This is a genomic window from Erwinia sp. OLFS4 (assembly GCF_002752165.1).
Taxonomy (GTDB): Bacteria; Pseudomonadota; Gammaproteobacteria; order Enterobacterales; family Enterobacteriaceae; genus Izhakiella.
Genome location: NZ_MOMB01000046.1, coordinates 66072 through 85936 on the forward strand (window position 1 = coordinate 66072; position 19865 = coordinate 85936).

General features: G+C 54.5%; 19 protein-coding genes, 1 pseudogene and 1 riboswitch. Of the genes and pseudogenes, 8 read left to right on the top strand and 12 right to left on the bottom strand.

The window, feature by feature from the left end:
* Positions 1–38: 38 nt before the first annotated feature.
* From BL249_RS07880 to BL249_RS07890, 3 genes and pseudogenes are all read left to right on the top strand, one after another.
* A complete protein-coding gene (locus BL249_RS07880; protein WP_099706993.1) occupies positions 39–800 on the top strand; it encodes an endonuclease/exonuclease/phosphatase family protein in 762 nt (253 codons plus the stop codon).
* A pseudogene (gene clsB, locus BL249_RS07885) lies at positions 797–2031 on the top strand (cardiolipin synthase ClsB). The gene BL249_RS07880 and the pseudogene clsB overlap by 4 nt, the downstream one beginning before the upstream one ends.
* Positions 2031–2984 (top strand): lysylphosphatidylglycerol synthase domain-containing protein, encoded by a 954-nt coding sequence (locus BL249_RS07890; protein WP_099706994.1) that lies wholly within the window; start codon positions 2031–2033, stop codon positions 2982–2984. Before clsB ends, BL249_RS07890 begins: the two are co-directional and overlap by 1 nt.
* A gap of 82 nt (positions 2985–3066) precedes the next feature.
* On the opposite strand, the gene BL249_RS07895 is transcribed toward BL249_RS07890, so the two are convergent.
* The 6 genes from BL249_RS07895 to moaA form a co-directional block, all read right to left on the bottom strand.
* Positions 3067–3777 (bottom strand): Bax inhibitor-1/YccA family protein, encoded by a 711-nt coding sequence (locus tag BL249_RS07895; protein WP_099706995.1) that lies wholly within the window; start codon positions 3775–3777, stop codon positions 3067–3069.
* 675 nt (positions 3778–4452) lie between these two features.
* Entirely contained in the window at positions 4453–4902 is a 450-nt protein-coding gene (moaE, locus tag BL249_RS07905; RefSeq protein WP_099706997.1) for a molybdopterin synthase catalytic subunit MoaE, read from the bottom strand.
* A 1-nt stretch (position 4903) separates the two neighbouring features.
* Positions 4904–5149 carry a molybdopterin synthase sulfur carrier subunit gene (gene moaD / locus BL249_RS07910; protein ID WP_099706998.1) on the bottom strand — a complete coding sequence of 82 codons (246 nt, stop codon included), beginning with the start codon at positions 5147–5149 and terminating at the stop codon, positions 4904–4906.
* Positions 5142–5627, bottom strand: coding sequence for a cyclic pyranopterin monophosphate synthase MoaC (gene moaC / locus BL249_RS07915; RefSeq protein WP_099706999.1), 486 nt, complete (start codon positions 5625–5627; stop codon positions 5142–5144). Before moaC ends, moaD begins: the two co-directional genes overlap by 8 nt.
* 2 nt (positions 5628–5629) lie before the next feature.
* Positions 5630–6145, bottom strand: coding sequence for a molybdenum cofactor biosynthesis protein B (gene moaB, locus BL249_RS07920; RefSeq protein WP_099707000.1), 516 nt, complete (start codon positions 6143–6145; stop codon positions 5630–5632).
* A 16-nt stretch (positions 6146–6161) separates the two neighbouring features.
* A complete protein-coding gene (moaA, locus tag BL249_RS07925; protein ID WP_099707122.1) occupies positions 6162–7148 on the bottom strand; it encodes a GTP 3',8-cyclase MoaA in 987 nt (328 codons plus the stop codon).
* A riboswitch (molybdenum cofactor riboswitch) is annotated at positions 7140–7274 on the bottom strand. (Overlaps the previous gene by 9 nt.)
* Positions 7275–7481: 207 nt before the next feature.
* On the opposite strand from moaA, the gene BL249_RS07930 reads away from it, so the two are divergent.
* Complete coding sequence (locus BL249_RS07930) at positions 7482–8390, top strand: gluconeogenesis factor YvcK family protein (RefSeq protein WP_099707001.1); 909 nt, start codon at positions 7482–7484, stop codon at positions 8388–8390.
* A gap of 8 nt (positions 8391–8398) precedes the next feature.
* Here the strand turns inward: BL249_RS07930 and uvrB are convergent, their stop codons facing one another.
* Positions 8399–10423, bottom strand: coding sequence for an excinuclease ABC subunit UvrB (uvrB, locus tag BL249_RS07935; RefSeq protein WP_099707002.1), 2025 nt, complete (start codon positions 10421–10423; stop codon positions 8399–8401).
* A gap of 911 nt (positions 10424–11334) precedes the next feature.
* Between uvrB and BL249_RS07945 the strand changes: the two genes are divergently transcribed.
* Positions 11335–12045 carry an ABC transporter ATP-binding protein gene (locus tag BL249_RS07945; RefSeq protein ID WP_099707124.1) on the top strand — a complete coding sequence of 237 codons (711 nt, stop codon included), beginning with the start codon at positions 11335–11337 and terminating at the stop codon, positions 12043–12045.
* On the opposite strand, the gene bioD is transcribed toward BL249_RS07945, so the two are convergent.
* From bioD to bioB, 4 genes are read right to left on the bottom strand one after another with little or no spacing between them, the layout of a single operon-like run.
* Positions 12035–12721 carry a dethiobiotin synthase gene (gene bioD / locus BL249_RS07950; protein WP_099707003.1) on the bottom strand — a complete coding sequence of 229 codons (687 nt, stop codon included), beginning with the start codon at positions 12719–12721 and terminating at the stop codon, positions 12035–12037. The genes BL249_RS07945 and bioD overlap by 11 nt on opposite strands.
* On the bottom strand, positions 12711–13466 hold the full coding sequence (gene bioC / locus BL249_RS07955; protein WP_099707004.1) for a malonyl-ACP O-methyltransferase BioC: 756 nt from the start codon (positions 13464–13466) through the stop codon (positions 12711–12713). Before bioC ends, bioD begins: the two co-directional genes overlap by 11 nt.
* Positions 13453–14604: an 8-amino-7-oxononanoate synthase gene (gene bioF, locus BL249_RS07960; RefSeq protein WP_099707005.1), complete on the bottom strand. Its 1152-nt coding sequence runs from the start codon at positions 14602–14604 to the stop codon at positions 13453–13455. The genes bioC and bioF overlap by 14 nt, the downstream gene beginning before the upstream one ends.
* On the bottom strand, positions 14604–15635 hold the full coding sequence (gene bioB, locus BL249_RS07965; RefSeq protein ID WP_099707006.1) for a biotin synthase BioB: 1032 nt from the start codon (positions 15633–15635) through the stop codon (positions 14604–14606). Before bioB ends, bioF begins: the two co-directional genes overlap by 1 nt.
* Before the next feature lie 86 nt (positions 15636–15721).
* On the opposite strand from bioB, the gene bioA reads away from it, so the two are divergent.
* The 3 genes from bioA to BL249_RS07980 all read left to right on the top strand — a co-directional run bounded on the left by bioA (position 15722) and on the right by BL249_RS07980 (position 18652).
* Complete coding sequence (gene bioA / locus BL249_RS07970) at positions 15722–17017, top strand: adenosylmethionine--8-amino-7-oxononanoate transaminase (RefSeq protein ID WP_099707007.1); 1296 nt, start codon at positions 15722–15724, stop codon at positions 17015–17017.
* Between the two features lie 61 nt (positions 17018–17078).
* Positions 17079–18122, top strand: coding sequence for an NADP-dependent oxidoreductase (locus BL249_RS07975; protein WP_099707008.1), 1044 nt, complete (start codon positions 17079–17081; stop codon positions 18120–18122).
* A 53-nt stretch (positions 18123–18175) separates the two neighbouring features.
* Complete coding sequence (locus BL249_RS07980) at positions 18176–18652, top strand: kinase inhibitor (RefSeq protein WP_099707009.1); 477 nt, start codon at positions 18176–18178, stop codon at positions 18650–18652.
* Between the two features lie 92 nt (positions 18653–18744).
* Here the strand turns inward: BL249_RS07980 and pgl are convergent, their stop codons facing one another.
* Positions 18745–19743: a 6-phosphogluconolactonase gene (pgl, locus tag BL249_RS07985; RefSeq protein ID WP_099707010.1), complete on the bottom strand. Its 999-nt coding sequence runs from the start codon at positions 19741–19743 to the stop codon at positions 18745–18747.
* Positions 19744–19865: the final 122 nt, after the last annotated feature.

The following is a 19865-nucleotide window of genomic DNA, read 5'->3' on the forward strand; positions in this document are numbered from 1 at the left end:
TTTACTTTTCATGTGCGGAAAAGGAGTGCGCGTTCAGTATGCCACAAAACGATGCAAAGTTTTCATTTAAAGTCCTGACGATTAACACCCATAAAGGCTTCACCAGTTTCAACCGTCGTTTTATACTGCCCGAATTACGTGATGCCGTACGCGCCACCTCCGCCGATATTGTCTTTCTGCAGGAAGTAATGGGTAGCCATAGCCTTCATGCCCTGCGTATCGCCAACTGGCCAAGCCAGTCCCACTACGAATTTCTCGCCGATACCATGTGGCAGGATTTTGCTTATGGCCGTAATGCCGTTTACCCACAAGGCGACCACGGTAATGCAGTGCTCTCGCGCTTTCCGATTACCCACTGGCAAAATAACGACATCTCGCTAGCCGACAGTGAAAAAAGAGGCATTTTACACTGCACAATCCAGCTTCCTGAGCGTCAACCGCAGCTGCACGTGATTTGTGTCCATCTTGGTCTGCGCGACAGGCACCGCCGGGCGCAACTGAGCATAATGAGCGACTTCATTAACCGCTTGCCGCCACAGGCACCACTGGTGGTTGCCGGTGATTTTAATGACTGGCAGGGGCGGGCAAATAGCATTCTGAAAAAAAACGCGGGGCTTGATGAGGTATTCAGCCGTCGCCAGGGTCGTCCGGCGCGCACCTTTCCGGCACGATTTCCACTGCTGCGTCTCGATCGTATCTATGTACGCAATGCCGGCATCAGCCATCCCTACACGCTACCGGCTCACCCCTGGTCACACCTTTCCGATCATGCGCCGCTGGCTGTGGAGATTACCCTGTGAACATGCCATGGCGACAAGGGAATCAGATCCGGCTGCTGGAAAATGGCGAGCAGTTTTTCCCCCAGGTTTTTGCGGCCATCCGACGCGCACGCGAACGGGTGCTGATTGAAACCTTTATTTTGTTTAATGATAAAGTCGGCAAGGCGTTGCACAAGGTGTTACTGGCCGCCGCACAGCGGGGCGTCAGGGTTACCCTGATGGTGGATGGTTACGGTAGCGCCGGTTTGCCTGACGACTTCGTCAGCACGCTGACGGCCAGTGGCGTGCGTTTTCTTTACTATGATCCGCGGCCGCTTTTTATGGGAGTACGGACTAACCTTTTTCGCCGTCTGCACCGCAAAGTCGTGGTCTGTGATAACGATATTGCTTTTGTCGGCGGTATTAACTTCTCCTATGAACATTTAAGTGAGTTCGGCACCCAAGCCAAACAGGATTACGCCGTCAAAGTGAAAGGTCCGATTGTCGACGATATTGCCGGCTATACCGAAGCGGCCATGAATAATCCCCCACCCGCTGGCCGCCGCTGGGGCCGCCTCAGGATACCCAGCGACAAGCCGGCGATGCTCAGGCGCGTTTTGTCTGGCGTGATAATCATCAGCACCGGGATGATATTGAACAAGGCTATATGGAGATGCTGCGCAGTGCGCGCCGGGATGTCATTATTGCTAACGCCTACTTTTTCCCCGGCTATCACCTGCTACGGGAAATGCGCCAGGCGGCGCAACGCGGCGTCCGCGTACGACTGATTGTTCAGGGCAAGCCCGACATGGCGATTGTGAAGGTCGGGGCCGGGCTACTGTATAATTACCTGGTCAGCGCCGGCGTTGAAGTGTATGAATATCACCGCCGGCCTCTGCATGCCAAAATTGCCGTGCAGGATGAAAACTGGTCAACCGTGGGTTCAAGTAATCTCGACCCGTTAAGCCTGTCACTTAATCTGGAAGCCAATCTGTTTATTTACGATCGCGCATTTAATCAACTGCTACGCGAAAATCTCAACCGCCTGCTGCAAGCAGACTGCCAGCGGGTCGATGAACGTCAGCTGCCGGCACGCAGCGGCTGGCAACTGTGCAAAAACGTGGTGGTTTTCCATTTTCTACGCCATTTCCCTGCCATTGCCGGCTGGTTACCGGCACATACGCCCCGACTGGCTGAAGTTGCCCCCCCGGAACAATCACAGATAGAAACCCAGGATCGGGTTGACACCGATAATCCGGGAGTTAAATCCTGATGGGCCGGCTACGCTGGAAGCTGATAAAAAAAGGTCTCACCGCCCTGTTTTTTATTGCCGTTATCCTGCTGCTGGTGCTCTATGCCCGCAAGGTGAACTGGCCGGAAGTCTGTCAGGTCATCGTCGGTTATAACCGCTTTGCCATTCTCGGTTCGCTGGCGCTGGTGACCATCAGCTATCTGACCTACGGCCTGTATGATCTGATTGGTCAGGCATACTGCGGCCATAAGCTGCAAAAACGCCAGGTCATGCTGGTTTCCTTCATCTGCTACGCCTTTAATCTGACACTCAGTACCTGGGTGGGAGGCATTGCTATGCGTTACCGGCTGTATTCCCGCCTCGGACTGCAAACCAATACCATTACCCGCATTTTCAGCCTTAGCCTTACGACTAACTGGCTGGGCTATATACTGGTTGCCGGCATGGTGTACGCTTCCGGACTGACACCGGTGCCTGCCGGCTGGTTTATCGGCGAAAGAACCTTACAGACAACCGGTTTCGTACTGCTGATTTTTGCCATGATCTATCTGGCGTTGTGCGCCTGCTCTGGCCGACGCGAATGGACAATAAAAGGCCACAGCCTGATGTTGCCCTCACTAAAAATGGCGCTGATCCAGTTCGTCGTTTCCAGCGCAAACTGGATGGTGATGGGGACAATTATCTGGCTGCTGATGGCACAACAGATTGCCTGGCCGGCAGTATTTGGCATACTGCTCATCAGCAGTATTGCCGGGGTTATCATCCATATTCCGGCAGGTGTCGGGGTGCTTGAAACGGTATTTCTGGCGCTGTTGTCCGGGGAAAACATCAGTCACAGCAGCGTGCTGGCGGCGTTGATCGCTTACCGGGTACTCTATTTTATCCTGCCGTTATTGCTGGCGCTGGTGCTTTACCTGTGGCTGGAAGTCCGGGCGAAACGGTTACGGGCACGTAACCTGCAGCAACAGACCTGAACAACAGCACGCCCGCAATACCATAAAAAAAATCCCGGACTGCCACAACGGCAGAACGGGACTTTTTGAGGGTAACCTTGTGCTAGCGGCGATCGCCAAGAATACGCAGCAGCATTAAAAACAGATTGATAAAATCAAGATAGAGCGTCAGTGCGCCCATGATGGAATAGCGGCGCAAATTCTCACTGTCACGGCTGTCAATATTTTCACCGATATTTTTCAGACGCTGGGTGTCATAGGCCGTCAGACCAACAAACAGCAGAACGCCAATATAGGTGATTGCCATAGTCAGTCCGCTGCTTTTCAGCCAGATATTGACCACCGAAGCCAGAACAATACCAATAAGCCCCATGAACAGCATACTACCAAAGCGGCTTAAATCACGCCGGGTAAGGTAGCCCCACAGACTCATGGCGCCAAAAGTACCGGCAGTGACCACAAAGGTGCTGACGATGGACACACCGGTGTAGATGACAAATATGCTGGATATTGTCAGGCCGGTTAGCGCCGAATAGAGCATAAACAAAGTGGTAGCCAGCGCACCGCTCAGACGCTGTACCATGCCTGACAACACGAAAACCAGCGCCAGCTGGGCGATAATCAGGCCAAAAAAGGTAATCTGGCTGGAAAAAACCAGCGCCTGAACCTTACTGTTATGGGCGGCAAACCAGGCAACAGCCGCGGTCAGCAACAGGCCGCTACACATCCAGCCATAGACCTGCGCCATGTAAGTCTGTATTCCGCTGCCGGTCTGACGTAACAGCTCGTTGTCCGATCGAGAAAACCGATCCATGACAGTCCCCTTGTTGTAGTGAACGTAACAATGTTAACGCCGGGATGACCCCGTGATTTTTACTCAGTCTGGCACATTTTCTACCTGACTGACCAGAGGGAGTCGCATCTTTATCAGTAAAAATAAGATTAGTTTAACTATCACATAATTTCGCTGCGGCACTGGCGATAAAGTATTCAATTTTTCTGCCAGAGCAGGTAAAGCCAACCAGCGTCCGACGAATGGCTTTTCTGCGCAGATTAGCCAGCCTGCGGATGCTGTTCTCGCGGAGCCGGCGCTGATAACCTGGCGCAAAATCACCATCGGCAACCGTAACAAATCATGGTATCCCGGCGCTGTGGCACCAGTAAGCAGGGTAATAACCACCGCCACGCGGCAGCCTGATAATGTCCTGATGATGACGCTGAGCATGCTGTTGTTCAGCGCGGTGCCGGGTATCCTGTTCAGTCACCCGGTCTGGTGACCACTGGGGAGCGAACGTAGCGCCCTCATCCCCTGATTACCCGAAGCGTTTTCTGGTCTCCCTTTCCCCGGTAACACCGGACTCATGTTCACCAATTACCACTCTGCCACTGATTACTGTATGGACAGCGACATACCGTATCTTGTTGAAGAAAACATCTCCGGCATCCCCGCTACGATGGCCCGGATGATAGCGTTTGCGCTGCCCGCCGGCTACCAGCGTTGCACCGCCTGACGATCGCTGTCGCGTGCTTCCACCCAGCGTTCACCATTTTCAGTGTTTTCACGCTTCCAGAACGGCGCGCGGGTTTTCAGAACATCCATCAGAAATTCAGCGGCAGAAAATGCCGCGCTGCGGTGCGCGGCGCTGACGCCAACCAGCACAATGTCGTCGCCAGGGTAAAGCTGTCCCACGCGATGAATCAGCACTACCCGCTGCAGCGGCCAGCGCTGCCGCGCTTCCTCCACCAGTTCCACCAGCACGCGTTCGGTCATGCCTGGATAATGTTCCAGCATCAGTGCCGCCACGCGCTCACCAAGATTATGGTTACGCACTTTGCCGGTAAAGGTAACAATGGCGCCGTCTTGCGCCCCCTGATTCAGCCAGCTATATTCCTCAGCCAGCGAAAAGGACGCTTCACCAACGCGAATCCGGTTATCCATCTCAGCCCCCGGTGACCGGCGGAAAAAACGCCACTTCATCACCGGCATTCAGCGGATGGTCCGGCGCAACCAGCGTCTGGTTCACCGCCGCCAGCAGCTTACCCGGAGCCAGCGCCCGCGCCCAGCGTTCGTCACGAGCCGCCAGCGCGTCACGCAGCGCGGCAACGTCCTGATAATGCGTGTCCAGCGTCAGCGATGCCGTACCAAGCCGTTCGCGTACTTCGGCAAAAAACAGAACATTAATCATGACTGCTCACCTCAAAATCACCTGACTTACCGCCACTTTTACCCAGTAACCGTAGCCGTTCAATCACAATATCTTTCTGGACAGCTTTACACATATCATAAATCGTCAGGGCGGCCACCGAGGCCGCAGTCAGCGCTTCCATCTCAACGCCGGTTTTACCGCTAAGACGACAGCAGGACTCAATACGTACCCGCTGGTGTTCCGGCTGCGCTTGCAGGGTTACTTCGACTTTACTCAGCATCAGCGGGTGACAGAGTGGAATAAGTTCCCAGGTGCGTTTTGCCGCCTGAATGCCGGCAATACGCGCGGTAGCAAATACATCACCTTTGTGATGTTTGCCATCAATAATCATCTGCAGCGTCGTCGGATGCATCACCACCAGCGCTTCAGCGCGCGCTTCGCGCAGGCTCTCTGCTTTTGCCGAGACATCGACCATATGCGCTTCACCGTCCTGGTTGATGTGGGTTAATTGCGCCATGTTTATCCTTTCTTCAGATGTGAGACAAAATTGCACGGCGCGGTACGGCCATCAAGCTGTCCGGCAATAATCCGCTGCCATGCCGTGCGACAGGCGCTGGTGGAGCCGGGTAGCGCAAAAATAAGCGTCTGATTGGCCAGGCCTGCCAGCGCACGCGATTGCAGCGTCGCGCTGCCAATTTCTTCCCAGGAAATCATTCTGAACAGTTCGCCAAAGCCTTCCACCTGGCGATCGAACAAGGGCAATAACGCCTCCGGGGTACAGTTTCTGGCATTAAACCCGGTGCCACCGTTGACGATAACCACCTGCACGTCACGGCTGGCAATCCAGTTGGATACCAGCGCACGAATGCGATACAGGTTATCAGCCACCAGCGCATGATCGACCACCTGATGGCCGGCCTCCGTAATCGCCTCACGTAAATAATCACCAGAGGTATCATTACTGGCATCGCGTTTGTCCGAAACCGTCAGTACCGCCACGTTGAGCGCGCTAAATGCTTCACTGCCCTTACCCATTACCTTCTCCTGAAATTCAACCGCCGATAAAAGAGAGATTCTGCGTGATACCGCTGTTGCCCTGATGCAGAAAATGGCCCTGTTTTTTATGTTGCAGGCTGTGCGCAATGCGCTGCTGCAGCGCTTGCTGCTGCTCATCGCTGACCAGCAGGTCACGCAGTGCGATGCCGCCGTTACCAAACAGGCACAAATGCAGATGACCCGATGCCGACACACGCAGCCGGTTACAGCTGGCGCAAAAGTCCTGTTCATACGGCATGATAAGACCAATTTCCCCCTGATAATCAGGGTGAGAAAACACCTGTGCCGGCCCGTCGCTGCGCTGCCGGTGCTGACGAGCCCAGCCGGCATTCAGCAGCTGGTCGCGGATCACCGTGCCGGAAATATGGTGCTTACGAAACAGCGCGCCACCTTCGCCGGTTTCCATCAGCTCAATGAAACGTAGCTGAATTGGCCGCCGGCGAATCCAGTCAAGGAACTGCTGTAAACGCTGATGATTGATATCGCGCATCAGTACGGTATTAACCTTCACCCGGCTAAAACCCGCAGCAAAAGCAGCATCAATCCCCTCAAGCACCTGATGTAATTTATCCTGGCCGGTAATGGCATAGAACTGACGCGGATCAAGACTGTCGATGCTGACGTTAAGGGCATTAAGACCCGCGTGACGCCAGTCTGCGATATCACGCGCCAGCCGGTAGCCGTTGGTGGTCATTGCAATCTGTCGGATTTGCGGATTTTCGCGTATTGCCGCAACAATCGCGGTAAAATCACGACGCATAGAGGGTTCACCGCCGGTAATGCGTATCTTTTCGGTACCCGCCGCCGCAAAAGCGCGGGTTACCCGACGAATTTCATCCAGCGAGAGAAACGATTTGGGCGCACGTCCGTCCGGCTTGTAGCCGTCCGGCAGGCAGTATGTGCACCGAAAATTGCAAACATCGGTGACAGACAGACGCAGGTAATAAAACCGGCGGTCAAACGTATCGGTAAACTGTGGCAAAAGATTACACCTTTCCAGTAACGGGAGATGCAGTCATTTCTTTCTGCACCCTGGCAACCTGAGGTTGCGGCCAGGCTACCTTATCCACAGGACGTAGGTAACAAGGCTTAAGTGTCATCACACTGATGTGTAAAAGTCCGATCATTCTACTGCCAGTTTTGCGGTTTTACCACAACCTGATTTCGCTATATATTATGATATATAACGATTTTTCAGCGTATTTTCGTCACCAGATAAGCTAACATTAACTCCGGTTAACCTCAGCTTAACCGACTATTGTTACTGTCGTTTTAGCCAGCTTGCGGTTTTTTTCTCAACATTCACAGGAAATTTATGCGTAATCGCTCATTAGCCGATCTCGACAGAGTGGTAGCCCTGGGAGGCGGACACGGCCTTGGTCGCGTAATGTCCTCGCTTTCATCGCTGGGCTCAAGGCTCACCGGTATCGTCACCACTACCGATAACGGTGGCTCAACCGGACGCATCCGCCGCTCGGAAGGCGGCATTGCCTGGGGAGATTTGCGCAATTGCCTCAATCAGCTGATTACCGAACCCAGTGTCGCTTCTGCGATGTTTGAGTACCGTTTTGCCGGTAACGGCGAACTGGCTGGCCACAATCTGGGTAACCTGATGTTAAAGGCGCTCGATCATCTGAGCGTACGGCCGCTGGAAGCCATTAATCTGATTCGAAATCTGTTAAAAGTCGACGCCTGGCTGATGCCGATGTCAGAACAGCCAGTTGATTTGGTAGCGCTGGACCAGGAAGGCAATACGGTCTATGGCGAAACTGACATTGACCAGATGAAGCAGCCTCCTGCCGAGCTGATGCTGCTGCCAGCAGTCGCGGCAACGCGTGAAGCGGTAGAGGCAATTAATGACGCTGATCTTATCCTTCTTGGTCCAGGTAGTTTTTACACCAGCCTGATGCCAGTATTACTGGTCCCCGGTATTGCCCAGGCACTGCGCCGTACGCCGGCTACTATGGTGTTTATTGATAATCTGGGTAAAGAACTCAGTCCGGCCGCCGCCAGCCTGACGCTGGCGGACAAACTGGCAATGATGGAACACGCCATTGGCAAAAAAGTCATCGACACCCTGGTGGTTGGCCCGCATGCCAGCACCGCAGACGTCAGCGAACGCAGGATAATACAAACACCGTTGCAAGCCGGTGACGTTCATTATCGCCATGATCGTCACTTGCTGCATATCGCACTGGAACAGGCCATTCAGAGTTCAGACTGAGGGCTCGCCTATGAGGCGGCAATAAACAATGCGCGCAGCTCCTGCAGCCGATCGCGCAACTGTGCCGCCTCTTCAAACTCCAGGTTCTGGGCGTGTTTTTGCATCTGCCCTTCCAGCTGCTGAATGGTTTTTTGCAGCGCTTGCGGCGTCAGGGCCTGATAGCTGGCTTCGGTTTCTGCGGCAATGCGGGTTTTAGCCGCGCCTTTACGGTTACGGTTTTTGCTGGCACCCTGCCCCAGTTCAAGAATATCGGCAATCTTTTTATTCAGCCCTTTCGGCACGATGCCGTGTTCTTCGTTATAACGCTGCTGCTTTTCCCGACGCCGTCCGGTCTCTTCAATGGCCCGGGCCATTGAAGGGGTAATCTTATCGCCATAAAGAATTGCCTTACCGTTAATATTACGCGCCGCGCGGCCAATGGTCTGGATAAGGGAACGCTCAGAACGCAGGAAGCCTTCTTTATCTGCGTCAAGGATAGCCACCAGCGAGACCTCCGGCATATCCAGCCCCTCACGCAGCAGGTTGATCCCTACCAGCACGTCAAACTCGCCAAGGCGCAGATCGCGAATAATTTCCACCCGTTCAACGGTATCAATATCGGAATGCAGATAGCGTACCCGTTCGCCGTGCTCTTCGAGATATTCGGTCAAATCTTCCGCCATCCGTTTAGTCAGCGTGGTCACCAGCACCCGCTCGTTGATGGCCACCCGCTGACGAATCTCCGAAAGCAGGTCGTCCACCTGGGTGGCCACCGGACGCACTTCCACCAGCGGATCAAGCAGGCCAGTGGGGCGCACTACCTGTTCAATCACTTCACCACCGGATTTCTCCAGTTCGTAATGACCCGGGGTTGCTGAAACATAAATGGTCTGCGGCGCCAGCGACTCAAATTCTTCAAATTTAAGCGGGCGGTTATCCAGCGCCGAAGGCAGACGAAAACCGTATTCCACCAGCGTCTCTTTACGCGCCCGGTCACCGCGATACATACCGCCAATTTGCGGGATGGTAACGTGAGATTCATCAATAACCAGCAACCCGTCCGCCGGCAGGTAATCAAACAGGGTCGGCGGTGGCTCGCCCGGCCCGCGGCCGGAAAGGTAACGCGAATAGTTTTCAATGCCTGAGCAATAGCCAAGTTCGTTCATCATTTCCAGATCAAACTGGGTACGCTGCGACAGACGCTGTTCCTCAAGCAATTTATTGTTTTCCAGCAGCGTTTTTCGCCGCGCGGCCAGCTCAATCTTAATCTCTTCCATCGCCTGCAGCAGGCGCTCACGGGGCGTCACATAGTGGGTTTTGGGATAAACGGTAAAACGGGCAATGTTGGTTTCTATCTGACCAGTTAACGGATCAAACAACGATAACCGTTCAACTTCGTCATCAAACAGCTCCACCCGCAGGGCAATGTCGTCAGACTCAGCCGGAAAAATGTCAATGACTTCGCCACGCACGCGAAAAGTACCGCGCTGGAAAGCCTGATCGTTGCGGGTATATTGCAATTCCGCCAGCCGGCGCAGAATAGCACGCTGGTCAATCAGCATCCCGCGGGTCAGGTGCAGCATCATCTTCAGATACAGGTCAGGATCGCCCAGACCGTAAATAGCGGAAACCGATGCCACCACGATCACATCGCGCCGCTCTAGCAGTGCTTTGGTCGCAGAAAGGCGCATCTGTTCAATATGCTCGTTTACTGAGGCATCTTTTTCAATAAAGGTATCTGAACTGGGAACGTAGGCTTCCGGCTGATAGTAATCGTAGTAAGAGACAAAATACTCGACGGCGTTTTCCGGGAAAAACGCTTTCATTTCGCCATACAGCTGCGCTGCCAGGGTTTTGTTGGGTGCCAGTACCATGGTCGGGCGTTGTAAATCAGCAATCACATTAGCAACAGTAAAGGTTTTACCGGAACCGGTTACCCCCAGCAGGGTCTGATGTGCCAGGCCATCATCCAGCCCCTCTTTGAGCTGACGAATGGCTTCAGGCTGGTCACCTGCCGGTTTAAAAGCGGAATTCAGTTTAAAATCTTTACTCATTTGCGCGCCACCTGTTGAATGGAAAGCGTGATAAGGACGTTATTCTACTCCGCAAGCGGTTTTTTACCAGCGCAGATAACTGGATAAATATCCAGATTAGCTGTGCCATCATCTTATCTGATGACCTTTTGCACTTTTAGCGATCTTTGTGACAATGATAAGCCTGACTGAAATCAGGTTATCCCCAACAGTTCGACATCCTGTTGTAATGTCAAGTCTGATAAAAGCAGAAATGTTATCGGATATTATCGACGCCCCTGATGACTTGATTTTATTTAACATATTGATTTTAAATTTATTTTTAATAAAGGTGAGTTTCGCAACATCCCGCGTGAAAGCCGCGTCGGCTCTCGTCTGCCGCATGTTTTCAGTCGCTAATGCACACGGTTATCCACAGGAATGGTGGATAACTGGTGACAACGCCCGAAGCATCTGCTGTGCATAAATGGCCCGTCGCGAGAGCAAGGCCTGCCAAATAAATTTTTTTGTTTTTTTTTCGTGCTGGTAAAAGAGAAAAAATCGGTTTTGAAATGCAGGAAATTTAGCTTAACTACGGGTAAAGATAATTCGGCAACCGCCGTCTGCTGTGGCATTGCCCCGCAATCAGGCATCTGCACCAGCAACGTTTTACCTCGGCACTAAAAATGTGCGGCCATATAGTTCAGCCATTTTATTATCAATCTTTTCTGACCTTTTAACCGGTTTTCCTACTGCACTTTCCCGCTTTTAGCGCGTTTAAGCCAGACAGGTATAACCTGGCCTGGTAATTGCTTTATTTCCCGGGTGACTTTTCATTTACGCCATGGAACCCGCCAGTAATCGTTGCAGCTTACCGGCGACAATCATTACTGCCGTTTGCCAGACGACGCAGAGCGTATGCAATCAGGTTTAATCTTTCCGGAGGAGACATGATGCTCAGTTTACGTTCAATCAACCAGTTTTATGGCAAAACTCATATTCTGCAGGATATCAATCTTGATCTGCCGCCCGGCACCTGCACAGCGATCGTCGGGCGCAGCGGTATGGGAAAAACCACACTGGTGAACTGCATTATGGGACGTCTGCCGATTAACAGCGGTTCCATCACCTGGCAACAGGCTGGTGCACCGCCGGCAAACCTGCTGCTTGAACCCAGTGAAACCCGCGCCGCCATGGGGATTGGTTATTTACCCCAGGGGCGACAAATATTTACCCAGATGACGGTGGAAGAAAACCTGCTGATTGCCTTACTGGCTGGTGAGGATCGTCAGCGTATTATTCCACCGATGATCTACCAGCTCTTTCCGGTGCTGTTCACGCTGCGCCAGCAACGCAGCGGTGAACTTCCTGCCGATTTGCAGCAGCAGTTAGCGCTGGCGCGCGCGCTGGTGCTGCAGCCACAGCTGCTTATTCTTGATGAACCCAGCGAAGGCATGTCGCCCTGGCTGGAAGAAGAAATGGGCAATCTTATCCATCGCCTGAACCATGATTTTGGCCTGACTATCCTGCTATTAGAACAGCGAGTCAGTCTGATCCGCCGCGTCGCCGACTATTTTCTGCTGTTGCACTGCGGGCGTAACGTAGCTCAGGGAGATATGGCACAGCTCGATGAGCGGATGGTCAGTACCTGGCTTACGGTGTAACTGCTGGCAAGGTCAGCCAGTGGCCGATATCGTACTGATGATAGGGATCGGTGATATGGGGCAGTATCCCTAGCAGCGGCGCGGGCAGCCAGCGCTGCAACGCCTGCAAATAATCATGGTGACGTGGCCCTGGCGCGATGACCTCATTGGCAATCCAGCCCACCAGCGGTAGTCCCCTTGCAGTAACAGCCTCAGCCGTCAGCATAGCATGGTTAATACACCCCAGACGGACGCCGACCACCAGAATAACCGGTAATTGTTCTGCAACAACCCAGTCGGCAAAGGTTTCACCGTCGGATAAAGGCGTATACCAGCCGCCAGCGCCTTCCGTCAGCACCCAGTCTGCCTGTTGCTCAATGTGCTTCAGCCCGGCAGACAGTGCGGAAAAGGTAATTGGCTGTTGCTGCTCTGCACTGACAATATGCGGCGCAGTAGCCTCAGCGAAAGCCAGCGGATTGACCTGCTGATAGTCGAGCGCCACCACGCTGTGACGTTGCAAAGCCAGCGCATCCTGGTTACGCCACCCTTGTGCTGTCATTTCGCAGCCGGAAGCCACCGGCTTGTAACCTGCCGGACGGTACCCCGCCAGCCTGGCTGCCTGCAGTAAAGCACAGCTGGCCACGGTTTTGCCTGCTTCTGTATCGGTCCCGGTAACAAAAAAACGTTCAACTGCCATTCATCACTCCAAAAATAATTTCGTAGCTCAGCGTAAAACCGGCGGCCTCACGCGGCCAGTGGCGCTGCAGCAGATCCAGCCGGTTACGGGTCAGCGGCTGACGATCTGACTGACGGTGCAAATGAGTTGCGCCAATACCTTTCAGTGACTGTAATGCCGGGTAAATGCCAGAAAAATGCAGCGTCAGATATTCCCGACGCCAACGCACTGCCAGTCCTGATAGCTGATGCTGAATGTCAGCAAACGGCATCAGTGCGTTCACTGGCGCAGGCACGTCAAGGGCTTGCCAGGCCTGACGCATCTCGGCTAATGAGCCGTCCGCCAGCGTGGAAAAAAGGATCTGGCCACCGGGCCGGGTAACGCGCTGCAGCTCGCTCACCGCCTGGCGCAGACTGTTACACCACTGTATCGCCAGATTACTCCAGCAGAGATCAAAACTGGCCGTCTCAAAGGGTAATGCTTCAATATCACCGCAGGTATAACGCCATGCCGCCTGCTGACGTTGCGCTTGCGCCAGCATCGCCTCTGAGAGGTCCAGCGCGGTAACCTGCCAGCCACACGCGCTGAAATGGCGGCTAAAGCCCCCTGGCCCGCAACCGGCATCCAGCAAGCGGCCTGGGGTAGCGCGGCCGGCCAGCCTCAACAGACGCTCACCACACTGTCTTTGCAAGGTATCGTGCTGCTGGTAGCGGACGGCTGCACGACCAAACGCGCCGGCTATCGCCTGCTTGTCAACCGTATACATCGGCAAGCGCCTCCACCAGCTGTATGATTTGTGACTCCTCATGGCAGGCGCTGAGGGTAATGCGCAGCCGTGCGCTGCCCGCGGGCACCGTGGGTGGACGAATCGCACTGACCCAACAACCCCGTTCGCGTAGAGCGCTGGCCAGCGCCAGCGCTTGCTGGTCTTCGGCCACGACCCAGGGCTGAATTGCACTGTCAGAGGCCATCAGCCGGCCCGGCAAACCGGCAGCCTGACGGCGGAAAAAAGCAATATTGTGGCGCAGCCGCTGACGACGATCGTCAGCCTGCTGCACCAATGACAGCGCAGTCTGCAAGGCAAAAATCTGCGCGGGAGGCATCGCGGTGCTGTAAATCAGATGACGACAAAACTGCAGTAAATACCCGGCCATATCGACACCGCACAACACCGCCGCACCGCTGAGACCGAAGGCTTTGCCAAAGGTAACCACCAGCAAATCGGGCATTACCTGCTGTTGCCAGCAGCTACCGCGGCCCTGTGCGCCAGCCACACCAATACCATGAGCATCATCAATCAGCAGCAAGCCCTGATGCTGTTGGGTCAAACGCTGTAAGTCCGCCAGCGGCGCGCTGTCACCATCCATGCTGAAAATCCCTTCACTGACCACCAGCGTTTCCCCCTCACAGGCATTGTCCAGCAACCGTGCCAGCGCCGCTGGCTGGTTATGGGTAAAACGCCGCAGACTAGCCGGACTCTGTAACGCGGCTTCCAGCAGTGAGGCGTGCATCAGGCGATCGGCCAGAATGCGATCGCCGCGGGCGGCCAGGGCAGCAATCAGCGCCTGATTAGCAGCAAATCCGGAAATAAACAGCAGTGCACAGGGATAACCCAGCCAGTCTGCCAGCTGCTGTTCAAACCCGGCCTGCAGATGATGGTAGCCCGTTACATGGGTCGAAGCTCCCGCGCCGGCACCATAATCTGCGATGCCCTGCCGCCAGCCAGCCAGGAGCGCCGGGTGATGACTTAAGCCGAGATAATCGTTACTGGAGAAGTTAAGATAGTTTTTGCCGTCAACAGTAATCTGACTGGCGTCACGCTGGCTGACAAGATGCCGCTGTCGCCACAGGCCAGCAGCGCGCCGTTGTGCGCAGGCTTGCGTAATACGTTGTTGCCAGCCCATCACAGCGCCGCATTGTAAAATTGTTCCGTATCGGCATGAAGCAACTGGCCGATTAGCGCCTGTTGCTGAGCATTATCCCCCTGCTGAGTGGCGCTATGCTGTGGATTTAGTCCCAGCTTGCGGAATAAGAGCAGATCCTTATCTTCTTCCGGATTAGGGGTGGTCAGTAACTTACAGCCGTAGAAAATGGAATTAGCCCCGGCCATAAAACACATGGCCTGCGTCTGTTCGCTCATCTGTTCACGGCCAGCGGAGAGACGAACATGCGAGCCTGGCATCATAATACGGGCAACGGCAATCGTGCGGATAAAATCAAAAGGATCAACATCGTCGTTGTCCGCCAGCGGCGTCCCTTTTACTTTCACCAGCATATTCACCGGCACGCTTTCCGGTGGTACCGGCAGGTTAGCCAGCTGAACCAGTAATCCGGCGCGATCGCGTACCGTTTCCCCCAGACCGATAATGCCGCCGGAACATACTTTGATGCCGGCATCACGCACTTTTTCCAGGGTATCCAACCGTTCCTGATAGCTGCGGGTTGTAATGATGTTGCCGTAAAACTCCGGTGAGGTATCCAGATTATGGTTATAGAAATCAAGCCCGGCATTCCCCAGACGCTGCGCCTGTTCATCGCTCAGGGTTCCCAGCGTCATGCAGGTTTCCAGCCCCATCTCTTTTACGCCTTTAACCATCGCCTCAAGATAAGGCATATCGCGGTCCTGGGGATTTTTCCACGCAGCCCCCATACAAAACCGGCCGGAACCGGCAGCCCTGGCTTTACGCGCCGATTCCAGCACGGCTTCCACTTCCATTAGCCGTTCGGCTTCCAGTCCGGTTTTATAGCGCGCGCTTTGCGGGCAATACTTGCAATCTTCCGGGCAGGCGCCGGTTTTGATCGACAACAAGGTACTGACCTGAACCTGGCGCGGGTCAAAGTGCTGCCGGTGAACCTGCTGCGCTTCAAACATCAGTTCAAGAAACGGTTTTTCAAATAAAGCCTGAGCCTGCGACACTGTCCAACGGTTTGCCATGGGGCACTCCAAAAATCTGTGATTCATTTATGCAGTAGCGTTATACTTGTAAACTAAATCTTTTTAATTTTGTTTACAAGGCCATAATGACCCCGGATGACCTCCAGTTTGACCGCCAGCATATCTGGCACCCTTACACGTCGATGAGCAAGCCGCTGCCCTGCTACCCGGTTGTCAGCGCACGGGGCGTACAGCTTCAGCTGGCTGATGGCCGCCAGCTGGTGGATGGTATGTCTTCATGGTGGGCAGCCATTCATGGTTATAACCATCCGCGGCTTAATCAGGCTATGACGCAACAAATTGCGAGTATGTCCCACGTCATGTTTGGTGGCATAACCCATCCTGCTGCAGTCGCCTTGTGTCGCCAGCTGGTGGCCATGACCCCTGACGGACTGGAGTGCGTGTTTCTTGCCGATTCAGGATCGGTCGCCGTTGAAGTCGCAATGAAAATGGCCCTGCAATACTGGCAGGCCCGCGGGAAAAAACGCCGGCGTTTTATGACCCTAAAGCGCGGCTATCACGGTGATACTTTCTCCGCAATGTCGGTGTGCGATCCGCAAAATTCGATGCATAGCCTGTGGCAAGGCTATCTGCCGCAGCATCTGTTTGCCCCAGCCCCTGAGTGCCGCTTTGGCGATGACTGGCAGCCCGAAGATTTTCTGCCCTTTGCCCGGCTGCTGGCGCAGCATCATCAGGCGCTGGCTGCGGTAATCCTTGAGCCGGTGGTACAGGGCGCAGGCGGTATGCGCTTTTATCATCCGCAGTACCTCAGGCAGGTAAAAGCGCTCTGTGAAGATTACGGCATTTTATTGATCGCCGATGAAATCGCCAGCGGGTTTGGTCGCACCGGACAGCTTTTTGCCTGTCAGCATGCCAGTATTTCACCGGATATTCTCTGTCTCGGTAAAGCGCTGACTGGCGGCACCATGACGCTGTCGGCTACCCTGACGACCCGACCGGTCGCCGACACTATCAGTAACGGTGCCGCCGGCTGTTTTATGCATGGTCCAACATTTATGGCCAATCCTCTCGCCTGCGCAGTCGCCTGCGAAAGTCTGGCATTGCTGGCAGAAAATCACTGGCCATTGCAGGTTGCGACCATCAGTCAGCAGCTGCGCGCGGCGCTGCTGCCGCTGCGCGACATGCCACTGGTGGCCGATGTGCGGGTACTGGGTGCAATTGGCGTGGTGGAAACGCGCTATCCGGTGGACATGGCCGCAATCCAGCACTTTTTCGTCGAACAGGGCGTCTGGATCCGCCCGTTTGGTAAACTGATCTATCTGATGCCACCTTATATTATCTCTCCAGAAGCGCTGGAAAAGCTGACGCAGGCCATCGGCGCTGCCGTGCAGGCTCCCGCCCTGTTTCAGATTGCTGCCTGAGTGCTGGCCTGCACCGCCACATCCGCTACAGTTAATGGACGTCCCTGACTAAGGAAAGAATATGACACAACAATCCGATATCAATCGCCGCATCGTCCTTGCGGCCCGGCCACAGGGCGCGCCGGATAGCAGTCATTTTCGTCTTGAAACGCAGCCGGTTCCGCAGCCTGCTGAAGGCGAGATATTGTTACGTACCGTCTGGCTGTCACTCGATCCCTACATGCGCGGACGTATGAGCGATGCACCTTCATATGTGCCACCAACCGCCCTTGGCGCCGTGATGAGGGCGGGCACCATCGCCCGGGTGGAACAATCACGTCATGACGGCTTTAAACCCGGAGAATGGGTTGTCAGCCAGAGCGGCTGGCAGGACTATGCGTTATCTGATGGCCATGACCTTCAACGCCTGCCGCTAGCCGCGCGCCAGCATCCATCATGGGGACTCAGCCTGCTGGGTATGACCGGGTTCACAGCTTATATGGGTCTACTGGATATCGGTCAGCCGCAGGCAGGTGAAACGGTTGTGGTCGCTGCCGCCAGCGGCGCCGTAGGATCGGTGGTAGGACAGATTGCCCGGCTAAAAGGCTGTCATGTCGTGGGCATTGCAGGCGGTGCCAAAAAATGCCGCTTTGCTGAACAGACCCTGGGATTCGATCGCTGTCTTGATCATCGTGATGCTATGCTGGCCAGCCAGCTACGCCGCCACTGCCCGGATGGTATTGATGTCTATTTTGAAAACGTCGGAGGCCGCGTATTTGACGCGGTGCTGCCCCTGATGAACCCACGCGGTCGCATTCCGCTTTGTGGTCTGATTGCCGACTATAATGTCAGCACCCCTTCAGCATTAGCCGACCGCCTGCCACAGCTACAAAGCGCGATTTTACGTAAACGGCTGCGGGTACAGGGTTTTATTATTACTCAGGACTACCCGCATCGCTTTGGCGAGTTTATCCAGCAAATGAGCCAGTGGATTGCCGATCGGCGTATCCTGCTACGCGAAGATATATACCAGGGGCTGGAAAACGCACCACACATCTTTACCGGCATGCTGGCAGGCGATAACTTTGGTAAAGTTGTGGTGCGGGTAGCGCCGGACGAACCCTGAACCGGCCAGAGAATATTCACTTTCGAGCTGATTTATCCACAAAGGGAGACGCGATGAAGCTGTACAGCGACAATTTCAACGATGGCGATAAAATGCCGCAAAGCCAGGTGTTTAACGGTATGGGTTATCAGGGAGACAATCTTTCCCCGCATCTGGCCTGGCAGGAAGTCCCGGCCGGAACGAAAAGTTTCGTGATAACCTGTTTTGATCCTGATGCCCCCACCGGTTCCGGCTGGTGGCACTGGGGGGTAGCAAACCTGCCGGCAGATTGCCGCGAGCTGCCACAGGGTGCCGGCTCAGGCACAGCGCCTTTGCCCGCAGGCTGCGTGCAAACCCGTACCGACTTTGGCAGCAGCGGTTATGGCGGCGCGGCACCCCCGAAAGGCGAAAGCCATCGCTATATCTTTACCCTGTATGCCCTGGATGTGGAGCACATTGAGGTGAATGAACAGTCCAGTGGTGCCCTGCTTGGCTTTAACGTACATTTTCACACGCTGGCCAGCGCCTCCCTGACGGTAAAATACAACTGAGGCGTTGCATCATCGCTGCGTAAACCCGCACCGGCTGTAACCCTCTGCTGGTGCGGGTACATGTTATGGGCCGCCTTCCTGCTGCCAGCAGATTATTTCAGCGCGTGAATCACCACCCACATTGGCCCTTTGCCAACGCCGTAGCGTGCCAGCGGTTGCAGCAGACCGCGCACAGGTTCAATGCGGTACACTTCGATATGATCAGACTTCTGCCCGGCAGCAACGACAAATTGCCCGCTGTGGTCAATGTTAAAACCGCGCGGCTGTGTCTCGGTAGGCTGGTGACCTTCGAGGGTCAGAACACTGCCCTCTTCACTGACGCTGAAAATGGCAATCACGCTGGCAGTACGATCGCAGGCATAGAGAAAACGGCCGTCAGGTGTCAGATGGATGTCGGCCGCCCAGCGGGTATCACTAAAGCCCGCCGGCATCATATCGACGCTTTGTACCCGTTCAACCTTGCCGTGCGGGTTATGCAAATTCCAGACATTGACGCTGCTGTCCAGTTCATTAATACAATAGGCGTACTGCCGGTTGGGATGAAAAGCCATGTGCCGTGGGCCGGCGCCGCTGACTGTGTCAACCTGCTTTTGTGCTGCGGGGGTCAGTTCACCATTATCATTGAGCGTAAACAGGCAGATGCGATCCTGTTTGAGTGCCGGCACAAACAGCGTCTGGTTAGCCAGGTCGATATTGGCAGAATGGCAACCGGCTAAATCACCAATAACCTGTGAAGGAGCCTGCGGTAAGCCGCGGCTGTCCATCGGACTGACACTGACACAAGCATCATTATATGAACCACAAAACAGAAAACGCCCGTGCCGATCGGTGGAAATATGGGTCGGACTGCCGGGCAACGGTGCTTCGGCTTCATGGCTCAGTTTACCCTGTTCATCGATAGCATAGGTGACCACGCGAAAATCCGGCCGTACGCCAACATGCAGCCAGTTACCGTTGGGATTGACCACCATCGGCTGCACTTGTCCCGGTGCTTCAACTACCTGCAGAAGCGTCAGCGCGCCTGCATTATCCATCTGCCAGGCATGGATCTGGTGGCTTTCAGGACTGGCCGTATACACAACTTGTTTCATGAAGGCTCCTCTTTCAGTGATATCGGTAAAATATGGCAATCACCCATCATGACAGGATTTCTCAGCCAGCAGCTTACTTTTCTGACTCTGGCCTGTTGGTCAGACCGGTAACCACGTGTACA

What these genes read in the sequence shown, in the direction of transcription:
- BL249_RS07880 (WP_099706993.1), top strand. Translation starts at nt 39, where the DNA reads ATGCCACAAAACGATGCAAAGTTTTCATTTAAAGTCCTGACGATTAAC.
- BL249_RS07890 (WP_099706994.1), top strand. Translation starts at nt 2,031, where the DNA reads ATGGGCCGGCTACGCTGGAAGCTGATAAAAAAAGGTCTCACCGCCCTG.
- BL249_RS07895 (WP_099706995.1), bottom strand. Translation starts at nt 3,777, where the DNA reads ATGGATCGGTTTTCTCGATCGGACAACGAGCTGTTACGTCAGACCGGC.
- moaE (WP_099706997.1), bottom strand. Translation starts at nt 4,902, where the DNA reads ATGGATAACCGGATTCGCGTTGGTGAAGCGTCCTTTTCGCTGGCTGAG.
- moaD (WP_099706998.1), bottom strand. Translation starts at nt 5,149, where the DNA reads ATGATTAATGTTCTGTTTTTTGCCGAAGTACGCGAACGGCTTGGTACG.
- moaC (WP_099706999.1), bottom strand. Translation starts at nt 5,627, where the DNA reads ATGGCGCAATTAACCCACATCAACCAGGACGGTGAAGCGCATATGGTC.
- moaB (WP_099707000.1), bottom strand. Translation starts at nt 6,145, where the DNA reads ATGGGTAAGGGCAGTGAAGCATTTAGCGCGCTCAACGTGGCGGTACTG.
- BL249_RS07930 (WP_099707001.1), top strand. Translation starts at nt 7,482, where the DNA reads ATGCGTAATCGCTCATTAGCCGATCTCGACAGAGTGGTAGCCCTGGGA.
- uvrB (WP_099707002.1), bottom strand. Translation starts at nt 10,423, where the DNA reads ATGAGTAAAGATTTTAAACTGAATTCCGCTTTTAAACCGGCAGGTGAC.
- BL249_RS07945 (WP_099707124.1), top strand. Translation starts at nt 11,335, where the DNA reads ATGCTCAGTTTACGTTCAATCAACCAGTTTTATGGCAAAACTCATATT.
- bioD (WP_099707003.1), bottom strand. Translation starts at nt 12,721, where the DNA reads ATGGCAGTTGAACGTTTTTTTGTTACCGGGACCGATACAGAAGCAGGC.
- bioC (WP_099707004.1), bottom strand. Translation starts at nt 13,466, where the DNA reads ATGTATACGGTTGACAAGCAGGCGATAGCCGGCGCGTTTGGTCGTGCA.
- bioF (WP_099707005.1), bottom strand. Translation starts at nt 14,604, where the DNA reads ATGGGCTGGCAACAACGTATTACGCAAGCCTGCGCACAACGGCGCGCT.
- bioB (WP_099707006.1), bottom strand. Translation starts at nt 15,635, where the DNA reads ATGGCAAACCGTTGGACAGTGTCGCAGGCTCAGGCTTTATTTGAAAAA.
- bioA (WP_099707007.1), top strand. Translation starts at nt 15,722, where the DNA reads ATGACCCCGGATGACCTCCAGTTTGACCGCCAGCATATCTGGCACCCT.
- BL249_RS07975 (WP_099707008.1), top strand. Translation starts at nt 17,079, where the DNA reads ATGACACAACAATCCGATATCAATCGCCGCATCGTCCTTGCGGCCCGG.
- BL249_RS07980 (WP_099707009.1), top strand. Translation starts at nt 18,176, where the DNA reads ATGAAGCTGTACAGCGACAATTTCAACGATGGCGATAAAATGCCGCAA.
- pgl (WP_099707010.1), bottom strand. Translation starts at nt 19,743, where the DNA reads ATGAAACAAGTTGTGTATACGGCCAGTCCTGAAAGCCACCAGATCCAT.